Genomic DNA, 22,235 nt, shown 5'->3' on the forward strand with positions numbered 1-22,235 from the left:
CGGCGACCCCGCCGAGCGCGCGCACATCACCTTCACCGGCCCCGCCCACACGCTGTCCTCCGCCCTGCCGGTGACCGCGCTCGCCCAGGCGTCGATCGCCGCCGCCGCCCTGGCCGCCCGCGAACTCGGCCTCGCCCGAGGCGGATCCGAGCCCGCGCAGGTGGTCCTGGACAGCCGGGCCGCGGCCGTCGCGGTGAGCAGCGACCGCCATCTGCGCCTGGCCGGGCAACCGCTGGTGTCGATGCACCCGCTCTCCCGCTTCCACCGCTGCGCCGACGGCTGGGTGCGCCTGCACGGGAACTACCCGCACCACCGCGCCGCCGCGTTCGCCGCGCTCGGCGTGGACACCCCGGCCGCGGCGATCGACGCCCTGGCCGCGCGCACCGGCGCCGAGATCGAGGAACTTCTCGCGGCACACGGCGCGTTGGGCTTCGCGGTCCGCGAACCCGCGGAGTGGGCCGCCCACCCGCAGGGCGCCACCGCGGCCGCCCTGCCGCTGCTCGACCTCACCCCCACCGACGTCGGCGACCCGTGGTGCGCCGGGCCCGCGGCCGCACCCGCCGCCGGGGTCCGCGTCCTCGACCTCACCCGGGTCCTCGCCGGCCCCACCGGCACCCGCACCCTCGCCCACCTCGGCGCCGACGTCCTGCGCGTGGACTCCCCGCACCTGCCGGAGAACCCCGGCGAATACTGGGACAACGCGTTCGGCAAACGCTCCACGCTGCTCGACCTGCGCGAGCACGGCGACCGGGCCCGCTTCGACGAACTGCTCGCCGGCGCACACGTGGTGATCACCGGATACCGCACCGACGCGATGGCCGCGCTCGGCCTGGACCACGACACCCTGGCCGCCCGACACCCCGGCCTGATCACCGCCGCGTTCAACGCCTGGGGGCCCGGCCCGTGGGTGAACCGGCGCGGCTTCGACAGCCTGGTCCAGGGCGCGTGCGGGATCGCCCGGATCGAGGCCGGCGCGGACCCGAACCCGGGCGCGCTGCCCACCCAGGTGCTCGACCGGGCCACCGGCTACCTGCTCGCCGCGGCCGTGCTGCGCGCGCTGAGCCAACGCCGGGCGAACGGGCGGGGCAGCCGGATCGACCTCGCCCTCGCCCGGACCGCGCACTGGCTGATGTCCGGGTACACGCCCGGCGAACCCGACGTCGCCGAACCCTTCGACCCGGCGCCGCACCTCGGCGAGACCGACACCGCGATCGGCCGACTCGCCCACGCGCGGCCGCCGTTCGAACTCCCGGGCCTGCCCGCCGCGTGGCCGCACCCGCCGACCCCGTGGGGCGATGCCGAACCGGTTTGGCGACCCACCTGACCCGGCGGCAACTCCCGCCCCGCAAGCCGGACTTGGTCACACATACGCGCAGGTCGCGGCGAGCCCGGTGTCGGTGCCGGATGGGATGCTTGACGCATGGGTTGAGCGCCACCGCGGCCGACCCGCCGCGGCTCGACGCAGAGGAGGATCCTCCATGTCCACGATCAACACCATGACCCGGCTGACCCCCGTGAAACCCGCGACCGTGCGCCGGGCCCTGACCCGGATCGACACCAAGACCGTGCGCACCCACCCCGACGGCGGCCGGCCCGGTGCCCCCGGCATCTCGCTGCGCACCCTGGCCACCCTCCAGCGCGGCCGACTGGTCCGCCTCGGCACCGAAGTACCGCTGCGCGGCCGCAACATGGGCATCACCCGCGCCGGCCGCCAGGCTCTGATCGCCCGCGGTCGGCACCGCAAGGGCGCGTGGGCCGCGCTCCTGGACCAGGAACTGACCTGGACCACCGCGAGCGGCGACGTGCTGGAGATCGCCGACATGCACCCGTACCACTGCGCCAACGCCGCCGCCTGGCTCCAACGCAACGCGGCGGCGATCCGCGCCGACGCCGACCCCCGCCGCCGCGGCGACGCGGTCGCCTGGATCGACGAAACCCCCCTCCTCCGCGCCCTGATCGCCGCCGTCGCTGACGCCCTCCCGCCGACCCCGTCGCGGTAACTCCCCGACACCGGACACGTCCGGCCCGCCCACCGCCTCCGGTGGGCGGGCCCGCCCGGCCGCGCACCGCCCGCCCGAGGTCGGCTCGGGTGTCCCGGCCCGAGCCCGACGCCGCCTCAGCGGCCCCGCCATGTGGCGCCGAGCACGTCGGCGTTGAAGCGGCCGATGACGCCCAGGGGGATGCCCTTCGGGCAGACCGCGGTGCATTCGCCCGTGTTCGTGCAGCCGCCGAAGTCCGCCTCGTCGTGGGCGTGGATCATCGCGTCGACCCGGGTGTCCTGTTCGACCTTTCCCTGGGGGAGCAGGCCCAGATGGGTGGCCTTGGCGGCGGTGAACAACATCGCCGAGCCGTTCGGGCACGCCGCCACGCACGCCCCGCAGCCGATGCAGGTCGCGGCCTCGAACGCGGCGTCCGCGTCCGCCTTGGGGATCGGCGTGGCGTGGGCCTCCGGCGCCGAGCCGGTGGGCGCGGTGACGTAGCCGCCCGCCTCGATGATCCGGTCCAGGCCACCCCGGTCCACCACCAGGTCCTTGACCACCGGGAAGGCCGCGGCGCGCCACGGTTCGACGTCGATGCTCTGCCCGTCCCGGAAGTGGCGCAGGTGCAACTGGCAGGTCGTGGTGGCCTTCTGCGGCCCGTGCGGCACCCCGTCGATGACCAGGCTGCACGCCCCGCAGATGCCCTCGCGGCAGTCGTGGTCGAACGCCACCGGCTCCTCGCCCGACTCGGTGAGCCGTTCGTTGAGCACATCGAGCAGTTCCAGGAACGACATGTCGGCCGACGCGTCGGGCACGTCGTAGGCGACCATGCCGCCCCGGTCCTCGGGGCCCTTCTGGCGCCAGATGCGCAGGGTGAGCTTCATGCGTAGTTCCTCGTGGCCAGGGTGACGTTGTCGAAGGTGAGTCGTTCGCGGTGCAGGACCGGCGGGCCGTCCGTGTACTCCCAGGCGGCGACGTAGGCGAAGGAGTCGTCGTCCCGCGCCGCCTCCCCGCCCGGGCTCTGGTGCTCGGCGCGGAAGTGGCCGCCGCAGGACTCCTCGCGGTGCAGGGCGTCCAGGCACATCAGTTCGGCCAACTCCAGGAAGTCGGCCACCCGGCCGGCCTTCTCCAGCGACTGGTTCAGCCCCGCCCCGCTGCCCGGCACCCGCAACCGCGCCCAGAACTCGGCCCGCAACTCGGGGATCCGCGCCAGCGCCTCGCGCAGCCCGGCCGCGTCGCGCTCCATCCCGCACTTCTCCCACATCAGCAGGCCCAACTCGCGGTGGAAGTGGTCGGCGGACAGGTCGCCGTCGATCGCGAGCAGCCGCTTGACCCGGTCCTGGACGCCCTGTTCGGTCGCCACCACCTCCGGATCGTCCGCGTCCACCGCCCCGAACGGCCCCGCCGCCAGGTAGTGGGTGAGCGTGGTCGGCAGCACGAAGTAGCCGTCGGCCAGCCCCTGCATCAGCGCCGAGGCGCCCAGCCGGTTCGCGCCGTGGTCGGAGAAGTTGGCCTCGCCGACCACGAACAGCCCCGGGATCGTGGACTGGAGGTCGTAGTCGACCCACAGGCCGCCCATCGTGTAGTGCACGGCCGGGAAGATCCGCATCGGCACGGTGTACGGGTCCTCGCCGGTGATCCGCTCGTACATCGCGAAGAGGTTGCCGTACCTCTCCTCGACCGTCGCCGCGCCCAGGCGCTCGATGGCGTCGGCGAAGTCGAGGTAGACGCCGAGTCCGCCCGGACCCACCCCGCGCCCTTCGTCGCAGACCCGCTTGGCCGCGCGCGAGGCGATGTCGCGCGGGACGAGATTGCCGAACGCCGGATACATGCGCTCCAGGAAGTAGTCCCGCTCCGCCGCCGGGATCGCGCCCGGCGCGCGGGTGTCGCCGCCGGCCACCGGCACCCACACCCGACCGTCGTTGCGCAGCGACTCGCTCATCAGGGTGAGCTTGGACTGGTGCGCGCCGGAGACCGGGATGCAGGTCGGGTGGATCTGGGTGAAGCACGGGTTGGCGAACAGCGCGCCGCGCCGATGCGCCCGCCAGATCGCGCTCGCGTTGCACCCCATCGCGTTCGTGGACAGGAAGTACGCGTTGCCGTAGCCGCCGGTGGCCAGCACCACGGCCTCGGCCAGGTGGGTGGACACCTCGCCGGTGACCAGGTCGCGCACCACCACGCCGCGCGCCCGCCCGTCCACCACCACCAGGTCCAGCATCTCGGTGCGCGCGTGCACCGTGACGTTGCCGGCCGCGACCTGGCGCGACATCGCCTGGTACGCGCCGAGCAACAACTGCTGACCGGTCTGCCCACGCGCGTAGAACGTCCGGGAGACCTGGGCCCCGCCGAACGAGCGGGTGTCGAGCAGACCGCCGTAGTCGCGCGCGAACGGCACACCCTGGGCCACGCACTGGTCGATGATCTGCGTACTCGACTCGGCCAGTCGGTGCACGTTGGACTCGCGGGCGCGGAAGTCGCCGCCCTTGATCGTGTCCTTGAACAGCCGGGCCACGCTGTCCCCGTCGCCCCGGTAGTTCTTCGCGGCGTTGATCCCGCCCTGCGCGGCGATGCTGTGCGCCCGGCGCGGCGAGTCCTGGTAGCAGAACGAGACGACCGGGTGGCCGAGTTCGGCGAGCGTCGCGGCGGCGGAGGCGCCGGCCAGACCGGTACCGACCACGATCACCGGAAGTCGGCGCCGGTTGGCCGGGTTGATCAGCCGCGCGCCCGACCGGCGCCGCTCCCAGCGCTCGGCCAACGGGCCCTCGGGCGCCGCGTGGTCGGCGATCTCGGCGCCGACGGTGTACCGCGCGTACTCGCCGGGTCCGGTGTGCTCGGTGTGCTCGCTGTCTTCGATGTGCTCGGTCATCTCGTTCACCCCACGATTCCGACGGTCACGGCGAACGGCACGGACAGGAATCCGGCCGTCATCAACACGGCGTAGCCGGTCGCGACGCGACCCATCAGCCGCTCGGTGCCCGGCCGTTGCCGGCCGAGGGTGCGGGTCATGCTCCACACGCCGTGGCGCAGGTGGAATCCCACCGCCACCACGGCGACCGTGTAGATCGCGGTGATGTACCAGTGTTCGAAGTCGGCCGTGACGTTGGTGTACGGCTTGCCGGCGGCGCCGGTCGGGTTGGCCACCCCGACGGTCAGGTCGAGCAGGTGGTAGACCACGAACAGGGCGATGATCACTCCGCCCCAGCGCATCGTGCGGGCGGCGTAGGAGCCCTGCACGGGCGGGCGGTGTACGTACTTCACCGGCCGGGCCCGCCGGGCCCGGCGAGTGAGCAGGATCGCCATCGTCATGTGCACGACCACGCTCACGGTCAACCCGACGCGGATGATCCACAGGGTGCCCTCGTGCGGCACCAGCGGCTCGCCGATGGTGCGCAGCCAGTGCGCGTAGTGGTCGAAGCTCGACTCGCCGAAGAAGATCTTCAGATTGCCCAGCATGTGGGCGGTCAGATAGGCAAGGAGCACGGCACCGCTGAGCGCCATCGCGATCTTCATCGTCACGGTGGAGCGGTGCGACGCTCCCTGCCTGCGCCGTCCGGCGGAGCCGGGAGCGCGGGTCAGGGTCGCCATGTCGTCGACCGTAGGGGGACCGAGGTCATGCCGTCCAAGATCGGAAATGCCTTGTTTCGATAGCCGCAGGCTATGCAAGGCTTGATCCATGCAGTTCCAGCAGCTCGTCTACTTCGTCGCGGTCGCCGAGACCCGACACTTCACCCGCGCGGCGGCCCGCACGCACGTCGCGCAGCCGTCGTTGTCCAAGCAGATCCGGGCCCTGGAGCACGAGTTGGGGGCCGAGCTGTTCACACGGGTGCGCGGCAACATCGCGCTCACCCCGGCGGGGGAGCGGCTGCTGCCGATCGCGCGGCGGATCCTGGCGGATGTGGACGTGGCCCACCTGGAGGTGGCCGAGCTGGTCGGGCTGCGCTCGGGGCGGGTCCGGATCGGGGCCACGCCGTCGTTGTCGGCGAGTCTGCTGGCCGAGGTGCTGCGCGGTTTCCAGGACCGCTACGCCGGGATCCGGCTGCTCGTCGACGAGAACGGCTCGCGCGATCTGGTGCGCGCGCTGCTGCGCGGCGATCTGGACCTGGCGCTGATCGTGGTGCCGCCGCAGGGGGTCGGCGCGGCGCTGACCACCGAGCCGCTGCTGCGCGAGGACCTGGTGCTCGCGGGCCGCCCGCCGGTGGCCGACCCGACGGTGCCGATCGCGGCGCTGCGCGGAGTGCGTCTGGTGATGTTCCGGGACGGCTACGACCTGCGCGAGGCGACCCTGACGGCGTGTCACGAGGCGGGGTTCGAGCCGGAGTTCGCGATCGAGGGCGGCGAGATGGACGCGGTCCTGCGGTTCGTCGAGGTGGGGCTGGGGCCGGCCATCGTGCCGAGCATGGTGCTGGCCGGGCGACCCGGCCTGACCGCGACGCCGCTGGCCCCGCCGGGCCTGTCCCGCACCATCGCGCTCGCGCGTCGCAGCGACGCCGCGCTCACCCACGCGGCGCGGGCGTTTCGGGAGGAGCTGGTGGCGTTCTTGACCCCCGAGCGACTGCCGCCGGGTGTCGAGCGGATCGGGCGGGCGACCCCGGGCGGGTGACGCCCGCCGCAGGCGGTCTCAGTCGAGCGCCATGACCAGGCACGTCGTGGTCGCCGTCGCGAGCACCCGGCCCCGGTCGTCGGTGAGTTCGGCCTCGGCGGTGCGGATGGTGCGCCCCCGGTGGACGACGCGGCCCTCGGCGCGCAGCGTGCTGCCGTCCAGCGGGCCCGGGCGCAGGTAGCGCACGGAGATGTCGAGCGAGGTGTAGCCGGTCGCGGGCGGCAGCGTGGTGTGCACCGCGCAGGCCATCGCCGAGTCGAGCAGCGTGGCGGCGATGCCGCCGTGCATGGTGCCGATCGGGTTGGCGAACTCGGGTCGCGCGCTCGCGCTGAAGACGACCCGGCCGTCCTCGACCTCCTCGGGCGCCATCCCGATGAACGGGCCGATCCCCGTGGGCATGCCGTGGTCCCGCAGGGCCAGCAGCTGTTCCAGACCGGTCGGTCCCGTGGTCGACGACATAGTGCTCATCCCGAACCCCTCACCTGAGTTGACGTTGTCAAGTTGACAACGTCAACTTGCCGGCTGTCAACTGGGGGCGTGCCCGACACCCGTCGATCCCGCGCCCGCGCCCGACCCGGCGACGGGGCGCTGCTGCGCAACGAGATCCTGGCCGCCGCCACCGCCCTGCTCGACGAGGCCGGCGACGAGTCGGCGCTGACGCTGCGCGCGGTGGCCGCCCGCGCCGGGGTGACCACGCCCTCGGTGTACCTGCACTTCGCGAACAAGCGGGAACTGGTCGACGCGGTGTGCCTGGCGGTGTGGGAGGACCTGGGGCGGCGGATGCGCGACGCGGGCGCGGGGATCGAGGATCCGTACCAGGCGATGCGCCGACACGGTGCCGCGTTCGTCCGCTTCGGGCTCGAACACCCGGTGCAGTACCGCCTGTTGATGATGCGCCCGCGCTCGGGCGAGGAGGCCGAGTGGAGCGCGGCCGACGCGTGCCTGGACTGGGTCGGCGAGGCGATCCGGCCGTGTCTGGAGGCGGGCGTCCTGGTCGGCGACCCGACCCGGCTGGCGCTGCGGATGCTGGCCGCGCTGCACGGCCTGGTGGCGCTGTATCTGGCCCGGCCCGACTATCCGTGGCCGGACGACGTGGAGACCATGGCCGACGAGGTGACCCGGATGGCGGGGCTCGGATCGGCACTGGTCGGGCGGCTGCGCGGCCCCGGACCGGCGCCCACCACCGGCGCGTTCACGGCGGCGTTCGACGCGCTCGCCGACCGGCTGCGGCGGCCGGATCCGGCCGCCGGGCCCGACGCGACGGAGTGAGGGTGGCGGGCCGCTCCCGAGGGGCAGGAGGGGAGACGGCCGCGCGTGCGACGGTCGAGGGTCAGCGACCCTTGCGCTTGTCCGCCTGCTTCTTCACCTTGTCGACGATCGACTTGACCTTGTCCGGGTTCTGCTTGGCGTAGTCGGTCGCCTTCTTGATCAGCTTGTCGAGACCGGCCATGACGCCCACTCCTTGTTCCTCGCGGGGCGATCGGGTCGCCACCGCCGTGGTTCGGTGTTGCTCTGGTTCAGGATCAACCGCGGACCGGGGCGAATCGTTCCCCCCGGGCCGATTCGTTCCCCGAGCCCGCGGCAGGGCCGCACCGAAACGCGGTGCGACCCTGCCGCGTGGCGGGTCCGCGGGCCGTGCCCGAGCGGATCCCCGGACGGGGAGCCGGCTCAGACGTTGACGCCGAAGTCCTTCGCGATGCCCGCGAGACCGGACGCGTAGCCCTGGCCGACGGCCCGGAACTTCCACTCGTTGCCGTTGCGGTACAGCTCACCGAAGACCATCGCGGTCTCGGTGGACGCGTCCTCGGTGAGGTCGTAGCGCGCCAGTTCGTTGTTGTCGGCGCGGTTGACCACGCGGATGTACGCGTTGCGGACCTGGCCGAACGACTGGTCCCGGGCCACCGCGTCGTGGATGGAGACCGGGAAGACGACCCGCTGCACGTCGGCCGGCACCGAGGCCAGGTCGACGTTGACGGTCTCGTCGTCGCCTTCGCCCTCACCGGTGAGGTTGTCACCGGTGTGCTGGACCGAGCCGTCGGGGCTGGTCAGGTTGTTGTAGAAGACGAAGTGCAGATCGGACAGCACCCGACCGTCGTTGCCGAGCAGCAGCGCGCTCGCGTCGAGGTCGAAGTCCGCACCGGTCGTGCTGCGCGCATCCCATCCGAGACCCACCGCGACGGCGGTGAGGCCGGGCGCGGCCTTGGACAGGGATACGTTGCCGCCCTTGGCGAGACTGACTCCCATGGCAGTGCTTCCTTCCCTCGTGCATATTCGGGTACGGGCGGATCGGGTGATCACCGCGACGGCCGCCCACCGGGATGAATCTACAGGAATGTAGAAGTCCGATGTGCGCCGCCGTGACGCGCGCATGACGCGCGTCGTGGGATCGCCCATGCAGTGATACCCCATCCCACCACGGGTGGACGACAACGGGCTGCCGAACTGTGGGTGCGGTTCCGTCGATTCCGCCACATCCGCCGTTGTCGTGGGGGTTCGCGCGCCCGCGCGTCACCCGCGCACGGGCTCCGTCGGCTCCTCGCCGGGTACGCCTCCGGACGTCCGGCCCGGTATTCGGGCGGCCAGTCGAAAACCCCCGTCGACCACCCCGGCGGACAACGTGCCCCCCTCGGCCGCCAGTCTGCGTCCGAGCGAGCCCAGCCCCATGCCCGCCGCGGTCGGCGCCGGACCCACCGGGGCGCGGACCCCGTCGTTGGTCAGCACCAACACCACCTCGCCGCACGGGTCCACCGTCGCGGTGATCGCACACCGCCTCGCGTCGCTGTGCCGCAGCACGTTGGTGGTGCCCTCGCGCAACACGGTGGCCAGCGCGGTGTCCACGCCGACCGGCAACGCGCCGACCTCGATCGAGAGCTCCACCGTCATCCCGGCCGCCGCCAGCACGTCCCGGGCGGAGCGCGCCTCCACGGCCAGCGACATCCCGCGATACCCGCCCGCGACCGTGCCCACGTCCGCCAGTGCCTGCCGGGCCATGGTCAGCCCCTGGGCGACCCGCTCCGCCGCCGACTCCGGGTCCCGATCGGCCAGCCGCAGCGCCAGCTGACTCTCCAACACCAGCGCGGACAGGCTGAATCCGAGCAGGTCGTGCAGATCGTGCCCGAACCGCAGCCGCTCCCGGGCCACCCGCACGGCCGCCAACTCGGCGCGCGCCGCGTTCAGCGCCCGCGCCACGTCGGCCATCCGCACCAGCCCGTACACCAGCGCGGCCCGCTCCAGGATCCACACCACGTGGTAGACGTGGTCGAGCGCGGTCGGACTCCACGTCCCGAAGTACAGGTCGTGGCAGGCGAACCCGATCACCGCGAGCACCCGCCACGGCCCGCGCAGCAGCACAAGCGCGATGCCGGCCAGGAACAACCCGAGCGACCACGTCTTCGCGTCGAACACCACCAGCGGGACGTACGCGAGCGCGACCTGCGCCGCGAACGTCCACGGCCACCCCCGGGGCCGACCGGCCGAGGCCGGCGTGCAGTTGCGGATGTACAGCGCGACGAAGCCGGCGAGCAGCAGCAGGAACAGCGCCTGCCGCGCGGGGGAGTAGTGGCTCGCGGCCAACATCCGCACCGGCAGCGGCACCACGATCAGCACCAGGATCACCACGCGCAGCACCGACACCGCCCGCGGCGTCGGCTCGACCACGATGGCCGGCGGCGGCGTGCCCGCGACGCTCTTGTGCGCGTGCGCGTAGGCGCGCACCTCGGTCATCGCGCCCCGGGCCTCGGCCAGCGCCTCGGTCAGCGCCGCCCGGGCCCGCTCCGGACACTCGCGCAGCTCGGCGACCAGCGCCTCGCCGCGCTCGACGATGCGGGTCAGACTGGCCCCGACCCCGTCGGTCAGGTGCCGGGTGAAGCGCAGCCGCTCGCGGGCCACCTCGGCGTCGGCGAGCGCGGTGCGCGTCGCGGCCAGCGCGGCCACCAGATCGGTGAGCCCGGCCAGCGCGTACACCGCGAGCCCGACCAGCGCGGCCTGGCCGAAGACCAGGTACAGCGCCTCGACCACGGTGGGCCGCACCGCGAGACCCACCGGCACCTGGACGGCCACCACCGCCGCGAACCCGGCCCAGCCCGCCCACGCGGGCCGGAGCAGCAGCAGCGCGGCGCCGGCCAGGAAGCCCGGGTTGCCGTACCAGGTGTCGTGGAACCAGGTCATCGGCAGGTAGGTGAGCACCGCCTGCGCGCCCAGCGTCCAGACCCAACCGCGCGGCCGGGAGCCGTCGGCCGGCCGTACGCAGTTGCGCATGTGCAGGGCGACCAGGGTGAGCAGCATGGCCAGCGCGGCGCCCTTGGCCGTCGTGGACAGCCGGGTCGACTGGACCAGACCGACGAAGCCGCCGAAGAAGAAGCCGCAGGTCACGGTCGCGACCACGACGCGCGCGAGCACCGGCGCCCACGCGGCGTCGTCCCGGGGACCGGCGGCGATCCGCGGCACGCTGCGACGACCCCTCGACGCCATGACTCTCCCGTGCCGACAACCGGTGCGCTCCACGGACGCGATGTCGGGCCGCCCGTACACCCGGCCGCTCCCGCAACGGCAGGGCAAACCGTACCGACCGGACATGCGACCGTCACCCCGGGGCCCGGTTCCGTCGCCGGTTACGCGGCGTCACCCGCACGGATCACCCCGCCGGCGGGGCCGACCGGTCCGTTCGATGGTGACGAGAGGTGAGCGGGATCCGGCACGAGCAGGAAGCGAGGCGCCCATGTTCGCGGCCCTGGGGGGATTTGTCGTACGCAGGCCATGGTGGGTCATCCTCGCGTGGGTGATCGCGGCCGGTGTGGTGATCGGCCTGGCGCCGAAGCTGACCTCCTCCACCGACGAGAAGAGCTTCCTCCCCAAGTCCTACGAGTCGGTCCGCGCGTCCGACCTGCGCGAGCGGGCGTTCCCGCAGCAGGAGAACGTGGGCGCGGTGATCGTCTTCCAGCGGGCCGACGGCAAGCCGCTGACCCCGGCGGACAGCGCCGCGGTGGCACGGGTCTCCACGGCCGTGGAGGCGCGCGGGATCAAGGACGTACTGGGGGTCACGCCCGGCCAGGTCTCGCCGAACGGGCTGGTGCAGACCGCGATGGTGGCCATGCCGGAGGTCAAGGACCCCAACGACGAGACCCCGCAGGACGCGGTCGAGGCGATGCGCAAGGAGGTCAAGGCGCAGGTCGCCGGGACCGACCTGACCGCCGGGATCACCGGCTCCGCCGCGCAGGCGCTGGACGAACGGGACTCGTCCGAGACCGCCGGCACCCTGGTCGCGGTGGGCACGATCGTGATCATCGTGCTGCTGTTGCTGATCATCTTCCGCAGTCCGATCATCGCGCTGCTTCCGGTGGTGATCATCGGACTGATCTCGCCGATGGCCACCGGACTGATCGCGTCGGCCAACAAGGCCTTCGACATGAAGGCCGACAGCTCGATCGAACAGTTGCTCACCGTGGTGCTGTTCGGCGTCGGCACCGACTACGTGCTGTTCCTGCTGTTCCGATATCGCGAGGTGCTGCGCGAGGGGGTCGACCCGAAGAACGGCATGGTGCGCGCGGTCTCCCGGGTGGGCGAGGCGATCGCCTCCGCCGCGGCGGCGGTGATCGTCGCGTTCGCCGCGCTGACCCTGTCCACCCTGGGGATGTTGCGCTCGATGGGGCCGGCGCTGGCGATCGCGGTGTTCGTGACGCTGCTGGCCGGACTGACCCTGGTGCCGGCCGTGGTCTCGCTGCTCGGCACGCGCGTGTTCTGGCCGTCCAAGTCCTGGCGGGTGGCCCCGCACGGCACCGGCTTCGCCCGACTCGGGCGCGGCATCGGCCGGCGGCCGGTGGCGTTCGCGGTGGCCTCGGCGCTGGTGATGGGGGTGCTCGCGATCGGCGCGCTGGGCTACAAGGCCAACTTCGACCTCGCCGGCTCCTCGCTGCCGTCGAACAAGGAGTCGGTCAAGGCGATGAAGGACCTGGAGAAGGGCTTCCCGCCGGGGACCACCGACCCGACCGAGGTCTACCTCGAGTCCACCACCGGCCGGCCGCTCACCCCGCAGGAGCGGGCCGCCTTCGAGGCGGAGCTGCGCGCGGTCAAGGGGGTCGGCTCGGTGGCCGAGCCGGTGCTCACCCCGGACCTGGCGACCGCGTTCTACTCGGTGGTGCTGTCCGACTCGCCGGCCACCGACGCCGCGCTGTCCACGGTGAAGGACCGGCTGCGGCCGACCATGCACCGGGCCGCGCCGGACGGGACCGAGGCGCTGGTGGGCGGGATCACCGCGGTCTACGTGGACATCAACCGCGCGGTGGACCGGGACTACTCGGTGGTCTTCCCGGTCGCGGCGGTGTGCATCATGATCATCCTGGGACTGCTGCTGCGCAGCCTGGTCGCGCCGTGGTACCTGATGGCCTCGGTGGCGCTCGGATTCGGCGCCACCCTCGGGGCGACCTCGGTGTTGTTCCAGAAGATCGGGGACCAGCCCGGGCTGATGTTCATGCTGCCGGTGATCATGTACTTGTTCGTGGTCGCGCTGGGCACCGACTACAACATCCTGATGGTGTCCCGACTGCGCGAGGAGGCCCGCGAGGGGCACAACCCGCACGACGCGGCGGCCGTGGCGGTCAAGCACTCCGGGCCCACCATCGCCGCCGCCGGCGTGATCCTGGCGGGCACCTTCGCCACGCTGATGCTGGCGGGCAACTCGACGCTGGCCCAGATGGGCTTCGCGCTCTCCAGCGGGATCGCGATCGCGGCCTTCATCATGGCGCTGATCTTCACGCCGAGCCTGACCGCGCTGATCGGCCACACGGCGTGGTGGCCGGGGCACGGGGACACCAAGCCGGCGGGGGAGAAGGAGCGGGTGGGCGCGCCGGTGGGCTGAGGGGCCGGGCGGGACGGGCGTGTGGGGCGCCCGTCCGGGGTCAGGCCGGCAGCCGGGCCGCCGGTCCCGGTTCGGGCAGCAGCACCCGAAACGCCGCGCCCTCGCCCGGGGCGGTGCGTACCTCGACCCGGCCGCCGTGCGCGTTGACCAGGGCGGCGACGATGGCCAGGCCGAGGCCGGAGCCGCCGCCGGCGGCGCGGCTGCGCGAGGAGTCGACCCGGTAGAAACGCTCGAACACCCGCTGGGCGTGGGCCGGGGTCAGGCCGGGGCCGGTGTCGGCGACCTCGAAGGCCGCGCACCGGTCCGGCGGCCCGGTCCGGCCCACCGCGATCCGGATCGTGGTCCCGGCCGGGGTGTGGGTCAGCGCGTTGGAGACCAGGTTGGCCACCACCTGGCGCAGCCGGGACTCGTCGCCGAAGACCGTCACCGGATGCGCCGGGCCGCCGTCCAGGCCGGTCAGCGTCACCGCGCGGTCCGGCGCCAGGGTCTTGATGTCGTGTACCGCGTCGGCGGCCAGGATGCGCAGGTCCACCGGCTCGTTGCACAGCGGCCGCTGCTCGTCCAGGCGGGCCAGTTGCAGCAGGTCCTCGACCAGGCCGCCCATCCGGATCGCCTCGTCCTCGATGCGCCGCATCGTGCGGGCCACCTCGGCCGGATCGGTCAGCGCGCCCATCCGGTACAACTCGGCGAAGCCGCGCACGCTGGCCAGCGGGGTGCGCAACTCGTGCCCGGCGTCGGCGACGAACCGGCGCATCCGGGTCTCCGACTCGGCGCGGGCCGCGAACGCGGTCTCGATCTGCGCCAGCATGCCGTTGATCGACGTGGACAACCGGCCGATCTCGGTGCCGGGCGCGGGTACCGGGACCCGGTGGGACAGGTCGCCCGCCGCGATCGCCGCCGCCGTCTCCTCGATCCGGCGCAGCGGACGCAGTCCGCCGCGCAGCGCGAACCAGCCGGCCGCCGCCAGTACGGTCAGGCAGGTCAGGCCGATCAGCAGACACACCGTGCGCATGCGGTCGACCGCCGCCCGGACGTCGTTCAGCGGCTGGGCCAGCACCACGCTGCCCTCGCCGCCCGCCGTCGGCACCGCGAGCACCCGCCAGCGGGTGTCGCCGGACACCGAGTCGGTCTCGAACGGACGCCGGTCGAGGGCCGTCACGGTGACCGCGTCCAGGCGGGGCAGCCGCGGGCCCAACTCCTCCTCGGCACCGGGCGAGCGCACCCGCTGGCGGGTGGTGCCGTCGGGGTTCAGGTACTCGGCCACGATCCGGCTCGGCAACACGCCGAACGCCCGCCCGCGACCGCCGGGCGGCGGCCCGTTGCCGCGCGGCTCGCCGGGGGGCTCGGGCGGGCGGTACGCCATCCCCCGCGCGGCCTGGTGCAGCTGCCGGTCCACCTGGTCGGTGAGGTAGCCGCGCAGCGAGCCCACCACGACCGTCTGGCTGACCAGCAGGGCGACGGCGACCAGGGTCATCGCGATGACCAGCACGCGGACGCGCAGCGACGATCGGCTCGGGTGCGGGAGGCGCATCCCGGCGCCGTCAGGCCGACGGCTGCGGGCGCCGCAGCACGTATCCGACCCCGCGCACGGTGTGGATCAACTTGCCGCCGCCGACGTCGAGTTCGATCTTGCGGCGCAGGTAGCTGATGTACGACTCGACGATGCTCAGATCGCCGCCGAAGTCGTACTGCCAGACGTGGTCCAGGATCTGCGTCTTGGACACCACCCGGCCGGTGTTGAGCATCAGGTAGCGCAGCAGTTTGAACTCGGTGGGCGACAGCGACACCGGCCGCCCGCCGCGCAGCACCTCGTGGCCGTCCGGGTCGAGTTCGAGATCGGCGACCACGATCCGGTTGGAGGACGTCGGCACCCCCTCGCCGCCGTGCACCCGCCGCAGCACCGCGTGGATCCGGGCGATCAGCTCCTCGAGGCTGAACGGCTTGGTGACGTAGTCGTCCCCGCCCAGGGTCAATCCGGTGATCTTGTCCTTCGTGGTGTCCTTCGCGGTCAGGAACAACACCGGCAGTCGGGTGCCGTCGGCGCGCAGTCGGCGGACCACCTCGAAGCCGTCCAGGTCGGGGAGCATCACGTCGAGCACGACCAGGTTCGGCCGACACCGGGCGACGGCGGCCAGCGCGTCGGCGCCGTCGGCCGCCGAGTCGACCTCGAATCCGGCGAAACGCAGGCTGGCGGAGAGCAGTTCGCGGATGTTCGGCTCGTCGTCGACGACGAGCAGGCGGGTACGGGCGCCCTCGGCGGGCGTGGCCATCTAGCCCGCCCCGCCGGTCGCGCCGGCGGTGCCGCCCGCCGTGCCCGCGCCGCCGCGGCCGAGGGGAGTGGTGCCCTGGGCGACGGAGGTCGCGGTCACCGCGCCGTCGGCGCCGGTCGCGCCGCGCACCACGACGGTGTCGCCCGGCTTCAGGTCGACGGTGCGCCCGTCGCGGGTCACCTGGATCTTCGTTCCGGCGTCGGTCTTCACCTTCACGATGTTGCCGGCCGAATCTGAGACGTAGATGAAAGAGTCGTCGACGACCTTCACCGTCCCGGTGGTCAGATCCGAGCCGGAGCCGGAGCCCGCGCCGGACGTGGTGCCGCCGGCCGGGCGGGCGCCCGGTTGGGTGCCGCTGCCGCCGGCGGTGCGGGCGGTGAAGGGGTTCGCGCCCTGCTGCGCCGCGCTCTGCCCGGTGCCGCCGCCCGCGTGGTCCTTCTGTACCTCGACGCCGGCCAGGAAGCCCGCGGACAGGAGCACACCCGCGCCCAGGGCCAGGGTCAGTGCGGGCAGGCGGCGGCGGGGCGGCGCGGCCAACTCGTCGGCGACGTCGCGGGCGGCGGGCGGTCGGGCGAGGATGTCCTCCGGCGACTCGTCCGGCGCGTCGGCGGCGGCCGGTTCGGCGTGGAAGCCGCCGACGAAGCCGGGCGTGCCGGGGTCGGGCGCCGGCTCTCCCGGTGCGGGGTCGAGTGGGCGGGTGTCGTGCGGGTCGAGGCCGGGCTTCGGCGTCATGGTCGGGATTCTCCTCCGGAACGGCGGTGGATGGTCGGGCTATTCGTGCCGCAGTGCTTCGATCGGCCGCAGCGCGGCGGCGCGCGCGGCCGGGTAGCCGCCGAAGAACAGGCCGATGGCGACCGACACGGCGAACGAGCCGACCACCGAACTCGGCACCACGACGGGCGTGATCCCGACCACCTCGAAGCGGGCCGCGAACAGCCCGGCGGCCACCCCGAGGCCGCCGCCGATCACCGACAACAGCGTGGACTCGGCCAGGAATTGGCCCAGGATCGCCCCGCGCGGCGCGCCGATCGCCTTACGGATGCCGATTTCGCGGGTGCGTTCGGCGACCGTCACCAGCATGATGTTGGTGATGCCGATCCCGCCGACCAGGAGCGAGATCGCGGCCACCGCGGCGAGCAGCACGGTGAAGGTCTTGTTGGTCTCGTCGTTGGCGCTCAGCAGCGACTGCTGGTTGGTGATCCGGAAGTCGCTCTGCGTCGAATCGGTGATCCGGTGCCGGTTGTTCAGGATCGAGGTGATCTCGTCCTGGGCGAGCGTGGTGTCGTCGGAGGAGGTGGCCTGTACGGCGATCGCGGACAACGAACCGTAGCCGGTCAGGCTGTCGCGCATGGTGGTCACCGGCAGCACGATCGTGTCGTCGGAGTCGGCCGCGCCGTTGCCGCCCTTGGTGCGCAGCACGCCCGCGACGCGGAACGGCACGCCGCCGACCAGGATTTCCTTGTCGATCGGGTTCTCCGTGCCGAACACGTTCTCCACCGTGGTGCTGCCCAGGATCGCCACCCTGCGCCGGGAGTCGACGTCGTCGGCGCCGAACAGCGCGCCCTGTCCCAGGTCGTGGTTGGTGGTGGCGAACCAGTCCGGCGTGGTGCCGACGATCTGGGACACCGTGACCGACTGGCCGGCGTAGGTGACGCTCTGGGACGTGGTCTGCACCGGGGCCGCCGACTTCACGTGCGGGGCCAGGGCCTTGTCGACCAGGGCCCGGGCATCGTCGGGGGTGAGGTCCTTGAGCGTGCCGCCCTGTCCGGCCGCGCCGAATCGGCCGCCGCCCGCGGTGTGCGAGACGGTGAGCAGGTTGGTGCCGAGGCGCTGGATGGAGGCCTGTACCGACTTGGACGAGCCGTTGCCGACGGCCACGAGCAGGATCACCGCGCCGACCCCGATCAGCACGCCGAGCATGGTCAGCGCGGTCCGGATCTTGTTCGCGGCCAGGCCCAGGACGGCGAATCGGAGCACTTCGACGGGGTTCACCGACGGGGACCTTCCACGAGCGGGCCGGCCGCGACGGGCTCGGAGGCGGTCGGCGCGGACGCGGGGGAGCGCCGCCGGTCGGATACCACCAGGCCGTCGACCAGGCGCAGGACCCGTTCGGCGCGGGCGGCGACCTCGTCCTCGTGGGTGATGATCACGATGGTGCGGCCGGCCTCGTGCAGCCGGTCCAGGATGCCCAGCACCTCGCGGGTGCTGTGGCTGTCCAGGTTGCCCGTGGGCTCGTCGGCGAGCAGCAGCGCCGGGGCGGTGACCAGGGCCCGGGCCAGCGCGACCCGTTGCTGCTGGCCGCCGGAGAGTTCGTTGGGCGCGTGGTCGGCGCGGTCGGACAGGCCGACCAGGTCGAGCGCGGCGCGGGCGCGGCGGCGGCGCTCCCGGGCGCGCACCCCCGCGTAGGAGAGCGGGAGTTCGACCTGGGCGAGCGCGGTGGTGCGCGGGATCAGGTTGAACGACTGGAAGACGAAGCCGATGCGGCGGTTGCGGACCAGGGCGAGTTGGTGCTCGTCGAGCCGGCCGACGTCGAGGCCGTCGAGCAGGTAGCGGCCCGAGGACGGGATGTCCAGGCAGCCCAGGACGTTCATCAGGGTGGACTTGCCCGAGCCCGAACTGCCCATGATGGCCACGTATTCGCCGACCTCGATGGTCAGGTCGACGCCGCGCAGCGCCTGTACGGCGGCGGCGCCGTGGCCGTACGACTTGGTCACCGCGCGGACGTCGATCACCGGCGCGGGGCGGCCCGCGTGCGGCCCGCTCATCGTGTGCCGCCGCGCGGGAAGCCGCCACCGGTCGCGCCGCCGTTGCCACCGCCGCCGGGGAAGACCGCGCCGCCGCCCGGGATTCCGCCGCCGCCGGTGCCGCCGCGGGTGGATTGGCCGGAGCGGCCCGATGTGGAGCCGGTGCCGGCGGCGACGGTGCCGATCACGATCTCGTCGCCCTCGGCCAGGCCGGAGAGGACCTGCGTGGTCTGGTCGCCCACCACGCCGAGGGTCACCGTGCGGCGCTGCTCGACGCCGTCGACGAGGACGCGTACCGAGGCGCCGGAGCCACCCGTGCCGCCGGAGCCGCCCGTGCCGCCGCCGGTCACGGCCGCCGAGGGCACCTGGAGCGCGTTGTCCGCCTGGGCGACGATCACCGAGATGTTCGCGGTCTGGCCGGTGCGCAGCGTGGACACGTCGCCCTGGAGCGCGATGGTGGCGCCGTACTTGACCGAACCGGTCGACCCGCCGCCGTCCGGGAGCGGATTGACGCTCACCACCTTGGCGTTCAGCCGGATCGCGGAGTTCACGTTGAGGGTGACCGTGGCCGGCTGTCCCGCCTTGACCTTGGCCGCGTCGGCCTCCGAGAAGGACACCCGGCTCTCCATGCCGGTCGGATTCGCGAGCACCACGAATCCGCTCGCCGTGCTGTTCGAGGCCGTGGACGAGCCGCCCTGGCCGCCGGACCCGCCGGACCCGCCCGAGCCGGTGGAAGCGCCGGTCCCGCCCGAGCCGCCGGCGGAGACGTTGTCGCCGACCTTGCCCGACACCGAGGCCACCACGCCGTCGGAGGGGGCGATCAGGGTGCAGCCGTCCAGGGCCCGTTGCGCGTCGGCGACCTTGTTGTTCGCGGTGACCAGGGCCGATTCGGCCTGGCTGACCGCCGCGGCGTCCACCGTCGTGCTCGGCGACGGGGTGGCCGTCGCGGTTTTGGTGACGGTGACGGTGACGGTCGGGTGCGGCTGGGCGACAGGGGTGGACGCGGACCCGGGCGGCGCCGTCGTGGGCGTGGCGGCGGGCACATCGCGGGAGGCGGTATCGCCGGTGCCGCCGCGTACGGCCGTGTTCTCGATGCCGGAACTCTGGTTGCCACTGCCCTGGTTGCCGCCGCCACCGCCGTTGCTGCCGCCTCCGTTGCCGCCCCCGCCCTGCTGGACCGGGGTGCCCGCGCGGGCCTTGGTCAGATTCGCCTGGGCCACGCTCACGGCCGACTTCGCCGCGTCCAGCGCCTCCTGGGCCTGGGCCGGATCGATCCGGGCCAGCACCTGGCCGGCGGTGACCCGGTCGCCCACCTTGACCGCGACCGCGGTGACCTTGCCCGCGGCGGTGAAGGCCACCCCCGTGTCGGAGGGCGAACTCAACGACCCGGCCGCGGACACCGTGGCCATCACCGTGCCCTTGGTGACCTTGCCCGTACGCACCCGGCCGGCGCGCGTCGATCCGCCCCCGTCGTCCACCGCCGCGTAGGCGAAGCCGGCGCCGGTGACCAACGCGGCGGCCAGGGTCAGGTTGAGCAGGACCGACTTGCGTCGTAGTCGTACACGCCTCATGGCGGCCAAGACTGAACCGGACACGTACCGGAAGGCTGTCGGCCGTCTGGGAATCGGCCGGCAACGCGACGGCGAATCGAGGCCGCGAGCCGTGCGCGTACCGGTTGAAAGCGCTTCGATCGCGACAAGTCGTCCGCCCGAAGGGGTCCGGGCTCCCAGCGAACTCCCAGGCGGCGCGCGGCCAACCACCATCCCGCCGTGCTTGAGTCCGGGGCGGATGGGTGGTGCGCCGTCCGGCGGCCGTTCCCGAGTCGCGTGGGAAGGACGTCATGACGAGGTACCCGGGTCGATCGGCGTGGACCACGGCGGTGGTGCCGGTCGCCGCCTCGGCACTCGTGTTGCTGCTGGCCGGATGTGGTGGGGGGAACAGCGGCAAGAGCACGAGCGTCGCGGGTCCGTCGAGCGCGCCGAGCGCCGGTGCCGACGCCACGAAGGCGTACACCGACTGTCTGCGCGCGAACGGGGTCACGGTGCCGACCGGACGGCCGGGTGGGGGAGCCCGCCCGTCGGGTCGGCCCGATGGCACCGCCCGCCCATCCGATCGCCCGAGCCGCCCGGCCGGCGAACGCCCCTCGGGCTTCCCCGGCCGCCCACGCGCGACCGATCCCGCGCTCCGCAAGGCCGAGGAGACCTGCGCGACGCTGCGCCCCTCCCGCGCTCCGGGCAGCCGAGGCACAGCCGCCCCGAACGACTCCGGCATCCGGGCATTCGCAAGCTGCCTCCACGACCACAGGGTGGACCTGCCCCCGGGCGGCCCGTCGGCCCTCGACCGCACGGAGCCGGCGGTCGCCGAAGCCCTGAAGATCTGCGAGGCACTCCTGCCGACGACACACCCGAGCCCGGCGGCTTCGTCGTAGCCGACGCCGCTCGCTCCGAGTCCCTCGCCGTCACACGGCTAACGCAGCAGGCGGAAGAAGCGGCGGATCTCCTCCACGAACAGCTCCGGTTGTTCGAAGGCGGCGAAGTGGCCCCCTCGGGGAAGTTCGTTCCAGTAGCGCAGGTCGCGGAAGCGGTTGGCCGCCCAGCGACGTGAGGCGCGGATGATCTCGTGCGGGAAGACCGAGCATCCGGTCGGCACGTCGACCTCGGCCAGGTCGGGGTCGCGATAGCTCTCCCAGTACAGGCGGGCCGAGGAGGTGGCGGTGCCGGTCAGCCAGTACAGCGTCACGTTGTCGAGCATGTGGTCGCGCGGCAGCGCGTTCTCCGGGTGCCCTTCGCAGTCGGTCCACTGCCGGAACTTCTCCACGATCCAGGCGAGTTGGCCCACCGGGGAGTCGGTCAGGCCGTAGCCGAGGGTCTGCGGCCGGGTGGACTGGATCCTGCTGTAGCCGGAGTCCCATTCGGAGTGCGTGGCCAGGTCGGCCAGCGCCTGGCGCTCCTCGGGCGTCGGGTCTCGCATCGCGTCGGCGTCCGGCATCGCCACCGGCATGTTCAGGTGGATCCCGAGCACGTGCTCCGGGTCCTGGCGACCGAGCGACGCGGTGATCATCGATCCCCAGTCGCCGCCCTGCGCGCCGTAGCGCTCGTAGCCCAGGTCGGCCATCAGCCGCGCCCAGGTCCGGGCGATCCGGTCGACGCCCCACCCGGTTTCGGTCGGCCGATCGCTGAATCCGTAGCCGGGCAGCGAGGGCAGCACCACGTGGAACGCGTCCGCCGAGTCCCCGCCGTGGGCGACGGGATCGGTCAACGGGCCGATCACGTCCAGGAATTCGATGATCGAACCGGGCCAGCCGTGGGTCAGGATCAGCGGTATCGCGTCCGGGTACGGCGAGCGCACATGCAGGAAGTGGATGCCCACACCGTCGAGTTCGGCCCTGAACTGCGGATGGGCGTTCAACCCGGCCTCGATCCTGCGCCAGTCGTAGGTGGTGCGCCAGTATTCGGCCAACTCCCGCGTGTACCCGAGCGGGATGCCCTGCGACCAGTCGGCCACGGGCTCCGCCTCGGGCCATCGGGTGCGCGCCAGGCGCTCCCGCAGATCGACCAGTTCGGCCTCGGGTATCTCGATCCGGAACGGCGTGAGGTGAGAGGGGGTGGGCATCGGCCGGCAACTCCATCCATGTGGACGTCGGGGCGAATCTCCGGGGCGGGTCTCCAGGGCGGTACTCAACCCGAACACCCGAGCGCATACCAGAGCGAGCCGCCCCCCGTTCGGCCCGAATCTCGCACGCCGCCGGCGGCGCGCCGCACCGTGCCCCGTATGGGTGAAGTCGGGCCC

19 protein-coding genes are annotated in these 22,235 nt (G+C 73.1%); 6 read left to right on the forward strand and 13 right to left on the reverse strand.

Going from position 1 to position 22,235, the window contains the following annotated elements:
* A partial coding sequence (locus tag ACFRCG_RS13190) for a CoA transferase (RefSeq protein WP_380030956.1) occupies positions 1-1,324 on the forward strand: 1,324 nt, incomplete at its 5' end.
* A 154-nt stretch (positions 1,325-1,478) separates the two neighbouring features.
* Entirely contained in the window at positions 1,479-2,000 is a 522-nt protein-coding gene (locus ACFRCG_RS13195; RefSeq protein WP_380030958.1) for a hypothetical protein, read from the forward strand.
* Positions 2,001-2,116: 116 nt separating this feature from the next.
* Here the strand turns inward: ACFRCG_RS13195 and ACFRCG_RS13200 are convergent, their stop codons facing one another.
* The 3 genes from ACFRCG_RS13200 to ACFRCG_RS13210 are packed head-to-tail and all read right to left on the reverse strand — an operon-like array spanning position 2,117 to position 5,564.
* Positions 2,117-2,863 (reverse strand): succinate dehydrogenase/fumarate reductase iron-sulfur subunit, encoded by a 747-nt coding sequence (locus ACFRCG_RS13200; protein WP_380030961.1) that lies wholly within the window; start codon positions 2,861-2,863, stop codon positions 2,117-2,119.
* Positions 2,860-4,845 (reverse strand): fumarate reductase/succinate dehydrogenase flavoprotein subunit, encoded by a 1,986-nt coding sequence (locus ACFRCG_RS13205; protein WP_380030964.1) that lies wholly within the window; start codon positions 4,843-4,845, stop codon positions 2,860-2,862. The genes ACFRCG_RS13200 and ACFRCG_RS13205 overlap by 4 nt, the downstream gene beginning before the upstream one ends.
* A 5-nt stretch (positions 4,846-4,850) precedes the next feature.
* Positions 4,851-5,564 carry a succinate dehydrogenase cytochrome b subunit gene (locus tag ACFRCG_RS13210; protein ID WP_380030966.1) on the reverse strand — a complete coding sequence of 238 codons (714 nt, stop codon included), beginning with the start codon at positions 5,562-5,564 and terminating at the stop codon, positions 4,851-4,853.
* Between the two features lie 88 nt (positions 5,565-5,652).
* Here ACFRCG_RS13210 and ACFRCG_RS13215 point away from each other — a divergent pair, with 88 nt between their 5' ends.
* Positions 5,653-6,579, forward strand: coding sequence for a LysR family transcriptional regulator (locus tag ACFRCG_RS13215; protein ID WP_380030968.1), 927 nt, complete (start codon positions 5,653-5,655; stop codon positions 6,577-6,579).
* Between the two features lie 18 nt (positions 6,580-6,597).
* Here the strand turns inward: ACFRCG_RS13215 and ACFRCG_RS13220 are convergent, their stop codons facing one another.
* A complete protein-coding gene (locus ACFRCG_RS13220) occupies positions 6,598-7,047 on the reverse strand; it encodes a PaaI family thioesterase (RefSeq protein WP_380030969.1) in 450 nt (149 codons plus the stop codon).
* Between the two features lie 69 nt (positions 7,048-7,116).
* Here ACFRCG_RS13220 and ACFRCG_RS13225 point away from each other — a divergent pair, with 69 nt between their 5' ends.
* The gene (locus tag ACFRCG_RS13225; RefSeq protein ID WP_380030971.1) at positions 7,117-7,848 is read left to right on the forward strand and encodes a TetR/AcrR family transcriptional regulator; all 732 of its coding nucleotides are present in this window, start codon (positions 7,117-7,119) and stop codon (positions 7,846-7,848) included.
* A gap of 399 nt (positions 7,849-8,247) precedes the next feature.
* On the opposite strand, the gene ACFRCG_RS13230 is transcribed toward ACFRCG_RS13225, so the two are convergent.
* Both ACFRCG_RS13230 and ACFRCG_RS13235 read right to left on the reverse strand, forming a co-directional pair.
* Positions 8,248-8,823: a TerD family protein gene (locus ACFRCG_RS13230; protein WP_020548622.1), complete on the reverse strand. Its 576-nt coding sequence runs from the start codon at positions 8,821-8,823 to the stop codon at positions 8,248-8,250.
* Between the two features lie 264 nt (positions 8,824-9,087).
* Positions 9,088-11,049 (reverse strand): histidine kinase, encoded by a 1,962-nt coding sequence (locus ACFRCG_RS13235; RefSeq protein ID WP_380030973.1) that lies wholly within the window; start codon positions 11,047-11,049, stop codon positions 9,088-9,090.
* A gap of 307 nt (positions 11,050-11,356) precedes the next feature.
* On the opposite strand from ACFRCG_RS13235, the gene ACFRCG_RS13240 reads away from it, so the two are divergent.
* Complete coding sequence (locus ACFRCG_RS13240) at positions 11,357-13,432, forward strand: MMPL family transporter (RefSeq protein ID WP_380030976.1); 2,076 nt, start codon at positions 11,357-11,359, stop codon at positions 13,430-13,432.
* Between the two features lie 40 nt (positions 13,433-13,472).
* Here ACFRCG_RS13240 and ACFRCG_RS13245 read toward each other — a convergent pair whose 3' ends face one another.
* The 6 genes from ACFRCG_RS13245 to ACFRCG_RS13270 are packed head-to-tail and all read right to left on the reverse strand — an operon-like array spanning position 13,473 to position 20,017.
* Positions 13,473-14,963: an ATP-binding protein gene (locus ACFRCG_RS13245; RefSeq protein ID WP_380030978.1), complete on the reverse strand. Its 1,491-nt coding sequence runs from the start codon at positions 14,961-14,963 to the stop codon at positions 13,473-13,475.
* A 10-nt stretch (positions 14,964-14,973) separates the two neighbouring features.
* Positions 14,974-15,702, reverse strand: a complete 729-nt coding sequence (locus ACFRCG_RS13250) for a response regulator transcription factor (RefSeq protein ID WP_380000752.1) — start codon at positions 15,700-15,702, stop codon at positions 14,974-14,976.
* Positions 15,703-16,434 carry a hypothetical protein gene (locus ACFRCG_RS13255; RefSeq protein ID WP_380030980.1) on the reverse strand — a complete coding sequence of 244 codons (732 nt, stop codon included), beginning with the start codon at positions 16,432-16,434 and terminating at the stop codon, positions 15,703-15,705.
* A 39-nt stretch (positions 16,435-16,473) separates the two neighbouring features.
* Positions 16,474-17,694: an ABC transporter permease gene (locus ACFRCG_RS13260; RefSeq protein WP_380030982.1), complete on the reverse strand. Its 1,221-nt coding sequence runs from the start codon at positions 17,692-17,694 to the stop codon at positions 16,474-16,476.
* The gene (locus ACFRCG_RS13265; protein ID WP_380030984.1) at positions 17,691-18,467 is read right to left on the reverse strand and encodes an ABC transporter ATP-binding protein; all 777 of its coding nucleotides are present in this window, start codon (positions 18,465-18,467) and stop codon (positions 17,691-17,693) included. The genes ACFRCG_RS13260 and ACFRCG_RS13265 overlap by 4 nt, the downstream gene beginning before the upstream one ends.
* The gene (locus ACFRCG_RS13270) at positions 18,464-20,017 is read right to left on the reverse strand and encodes an efflux RND transporter periplasmic adaptor subunit (protein WP_380030986.1); all 1,554 of its coding nucleotides are present in this window, start codon (positions 20,015-20,017) and stop codon (positions 18,464-18,466) included. Before ACFRCG_RS13270 ends, ACFRCG_RS13265 begins: the two co-directional genes overlap by 4 nt.
* Positions 20,018-20,286: 269 nt before the next feature.
* Here ACFRCG_RS13270 and ACFRCG_RS13275 point away from each other — a divergent pair, with 269 nt between their 5' ends.
* Positions 20,287-20,874, forward strand: coding sequence for a hypothetical protein (locus ACFRCG_RS13275; protein ID WP_380030988.1), 588 nt, complete (start codon positions 20,287-20,289; stop codon positions 20,872-20,874).
* Between the two features lie 38 nt (positions 20,875-20,912).
* Here ACFRCG_RS13275 and ACFRCG_RS13280 read toward each other — a convergent pair whose 3' ends face one another.
* Complete coding sequence (locus ACFRCG_RS13280; RefSeq protein ID WP_380030990.1) at positions 20,913-22,058, reverse strand: epoxide hydrolase family protein; 1,146 nt, start codon at positions 22,056-22,058, stop codon at positions 20,913-20,915.
* Between the last annotated feature and the right edge of the window lie 177 nt (positions 22,059-22,235).

The organism is Embleya sp. NPDC056575 (genome assembly GCF_042793325.1).
In the GTDB taxonomy this organism is placed as follows: domain Bacteria; phylum Actinomycetota; class Actinomycetes; order Streptomycetales; family Streptomycetaceae; genus Embleya.

What these genes read in the sequence shown, in the direction of transcription:
- ACFRCG_RS13195 (WP_380030958.1), top strand. Translation starts at nt 1,479, where the DNA reads ATGTCCACGATCAACACCATGACCCGGCTGACCCCCGTGAAACCCGCG.
- ACFRCG_RS13200 (WP_380030961.1), bottom strand. Translation starts at nt 2,863, where the DNA reads ATGAAGCTCACCCTGCGCATCTGGCGCCAGAAGGGCCCCGAGGACCGG.
- ACFRCG_RS13205 (WP_380030964.1), bottom strand. Translation starts at nt 4,845, where the DNA reads ATGACCGAGCACATCGAAGACAGCGAGCACACCGAGCACACCGGACCC.
- ACFRCG_RS13210 (WP_380030966.1), bottom strand. Translation starts at nt 5,564, where the DNA reads ATGGCGACCCTGACCCGCGCTCCCGGCTCCGCCGGACGGCGCAGGCAG.
- ACFRCG_RS13215 (WP_380030968.1), top strand. Translation starts at nt 5,653, where the DNA reads ATGCAGTTCCAGCAGCTCGTCTACTTCGTCGCGGTCGCCGAGACCCGA.
- ACFRCG_RS13220 (WP_380030969.1), bottom strand. Translation starts at nt 7,047, where the DNA reads ATGAGCACTATGTCGTCGACCACGGGACCGACCGGTCTGGAACAGCTG.
- ACFRCG_RS13230 (WP_020548622.1), bottom strand. Translation starts at nt 8,823, where the DNA reads ATGGGAGTCAGTCTCGCCAAGGGCGGCAACGTATCCCTGTCCAAGGCC.
- ACFRCG_RS13235 (WP_380030973.1), bottom strand. Translation starts at nt 11,049, where the DNA reads ATGGCGTCGAGGGGTCGTCGCAGCGTGCCGCGGATCGCCGCCGGTCCC.
- ACFRCG_RS13245 (WP_380030978.1), bottom strand. Translation starts at nt 14,963, where the DNA reads ATGCGCCTCCCGCACCCGAGCCGATCGTCGCTGCGCGTCCGCGTGCTG.
- ACFRCG_RS13250 (WP_380000752.1), bottom strand. Translation starts at nt 15,702, where the DNA reads ATGGCCACGCCCGCCGAGGGCGCCCGTACCCGCCTGCTCGTCGTCGAC.
- ACFRCG_RS13255 (WP_380030980.1), bottom strand. Translation starts at nt 16,434, where the DNA reads ATGACGCCGAAGCCCGGCCTCGACCCGCACGACACCCGCCCACTCGAC.
- ACFRCG_RS13265 (WP_380030984.1), bottom strand. Translation starts at nt 18,467, where the DNA reads ATGAGCGGGCCGCACGCGGGCCGCCCCGCGCCGGTGATCGACGTCCGC.
- ACFRCG_RS13270 (WP_380030986.1), bottom strand. Translation starts at nt 20,017, where the DNA reads ATGAGGCGTGTACGACTACGACGCAAGTCGGTCCTGCTCAACCTGACC.
- ACFRCG_RS13275 (WP_380030988.1), top strand. Translation starts at nt 20,287, where the DNA reads ATGACGAGGTACCCGGGTCGATCGGCGTGGACCACGGCGGTGGTGCCG.
- ACFRCG_RS13280 (WP_380030990.1), bottom strand. Translation starts at nt 22,058, where the DNA reads ATGCCCACCCCCTCTCACCTCACGCCGTTCCGGATCGAGATACCCGAG.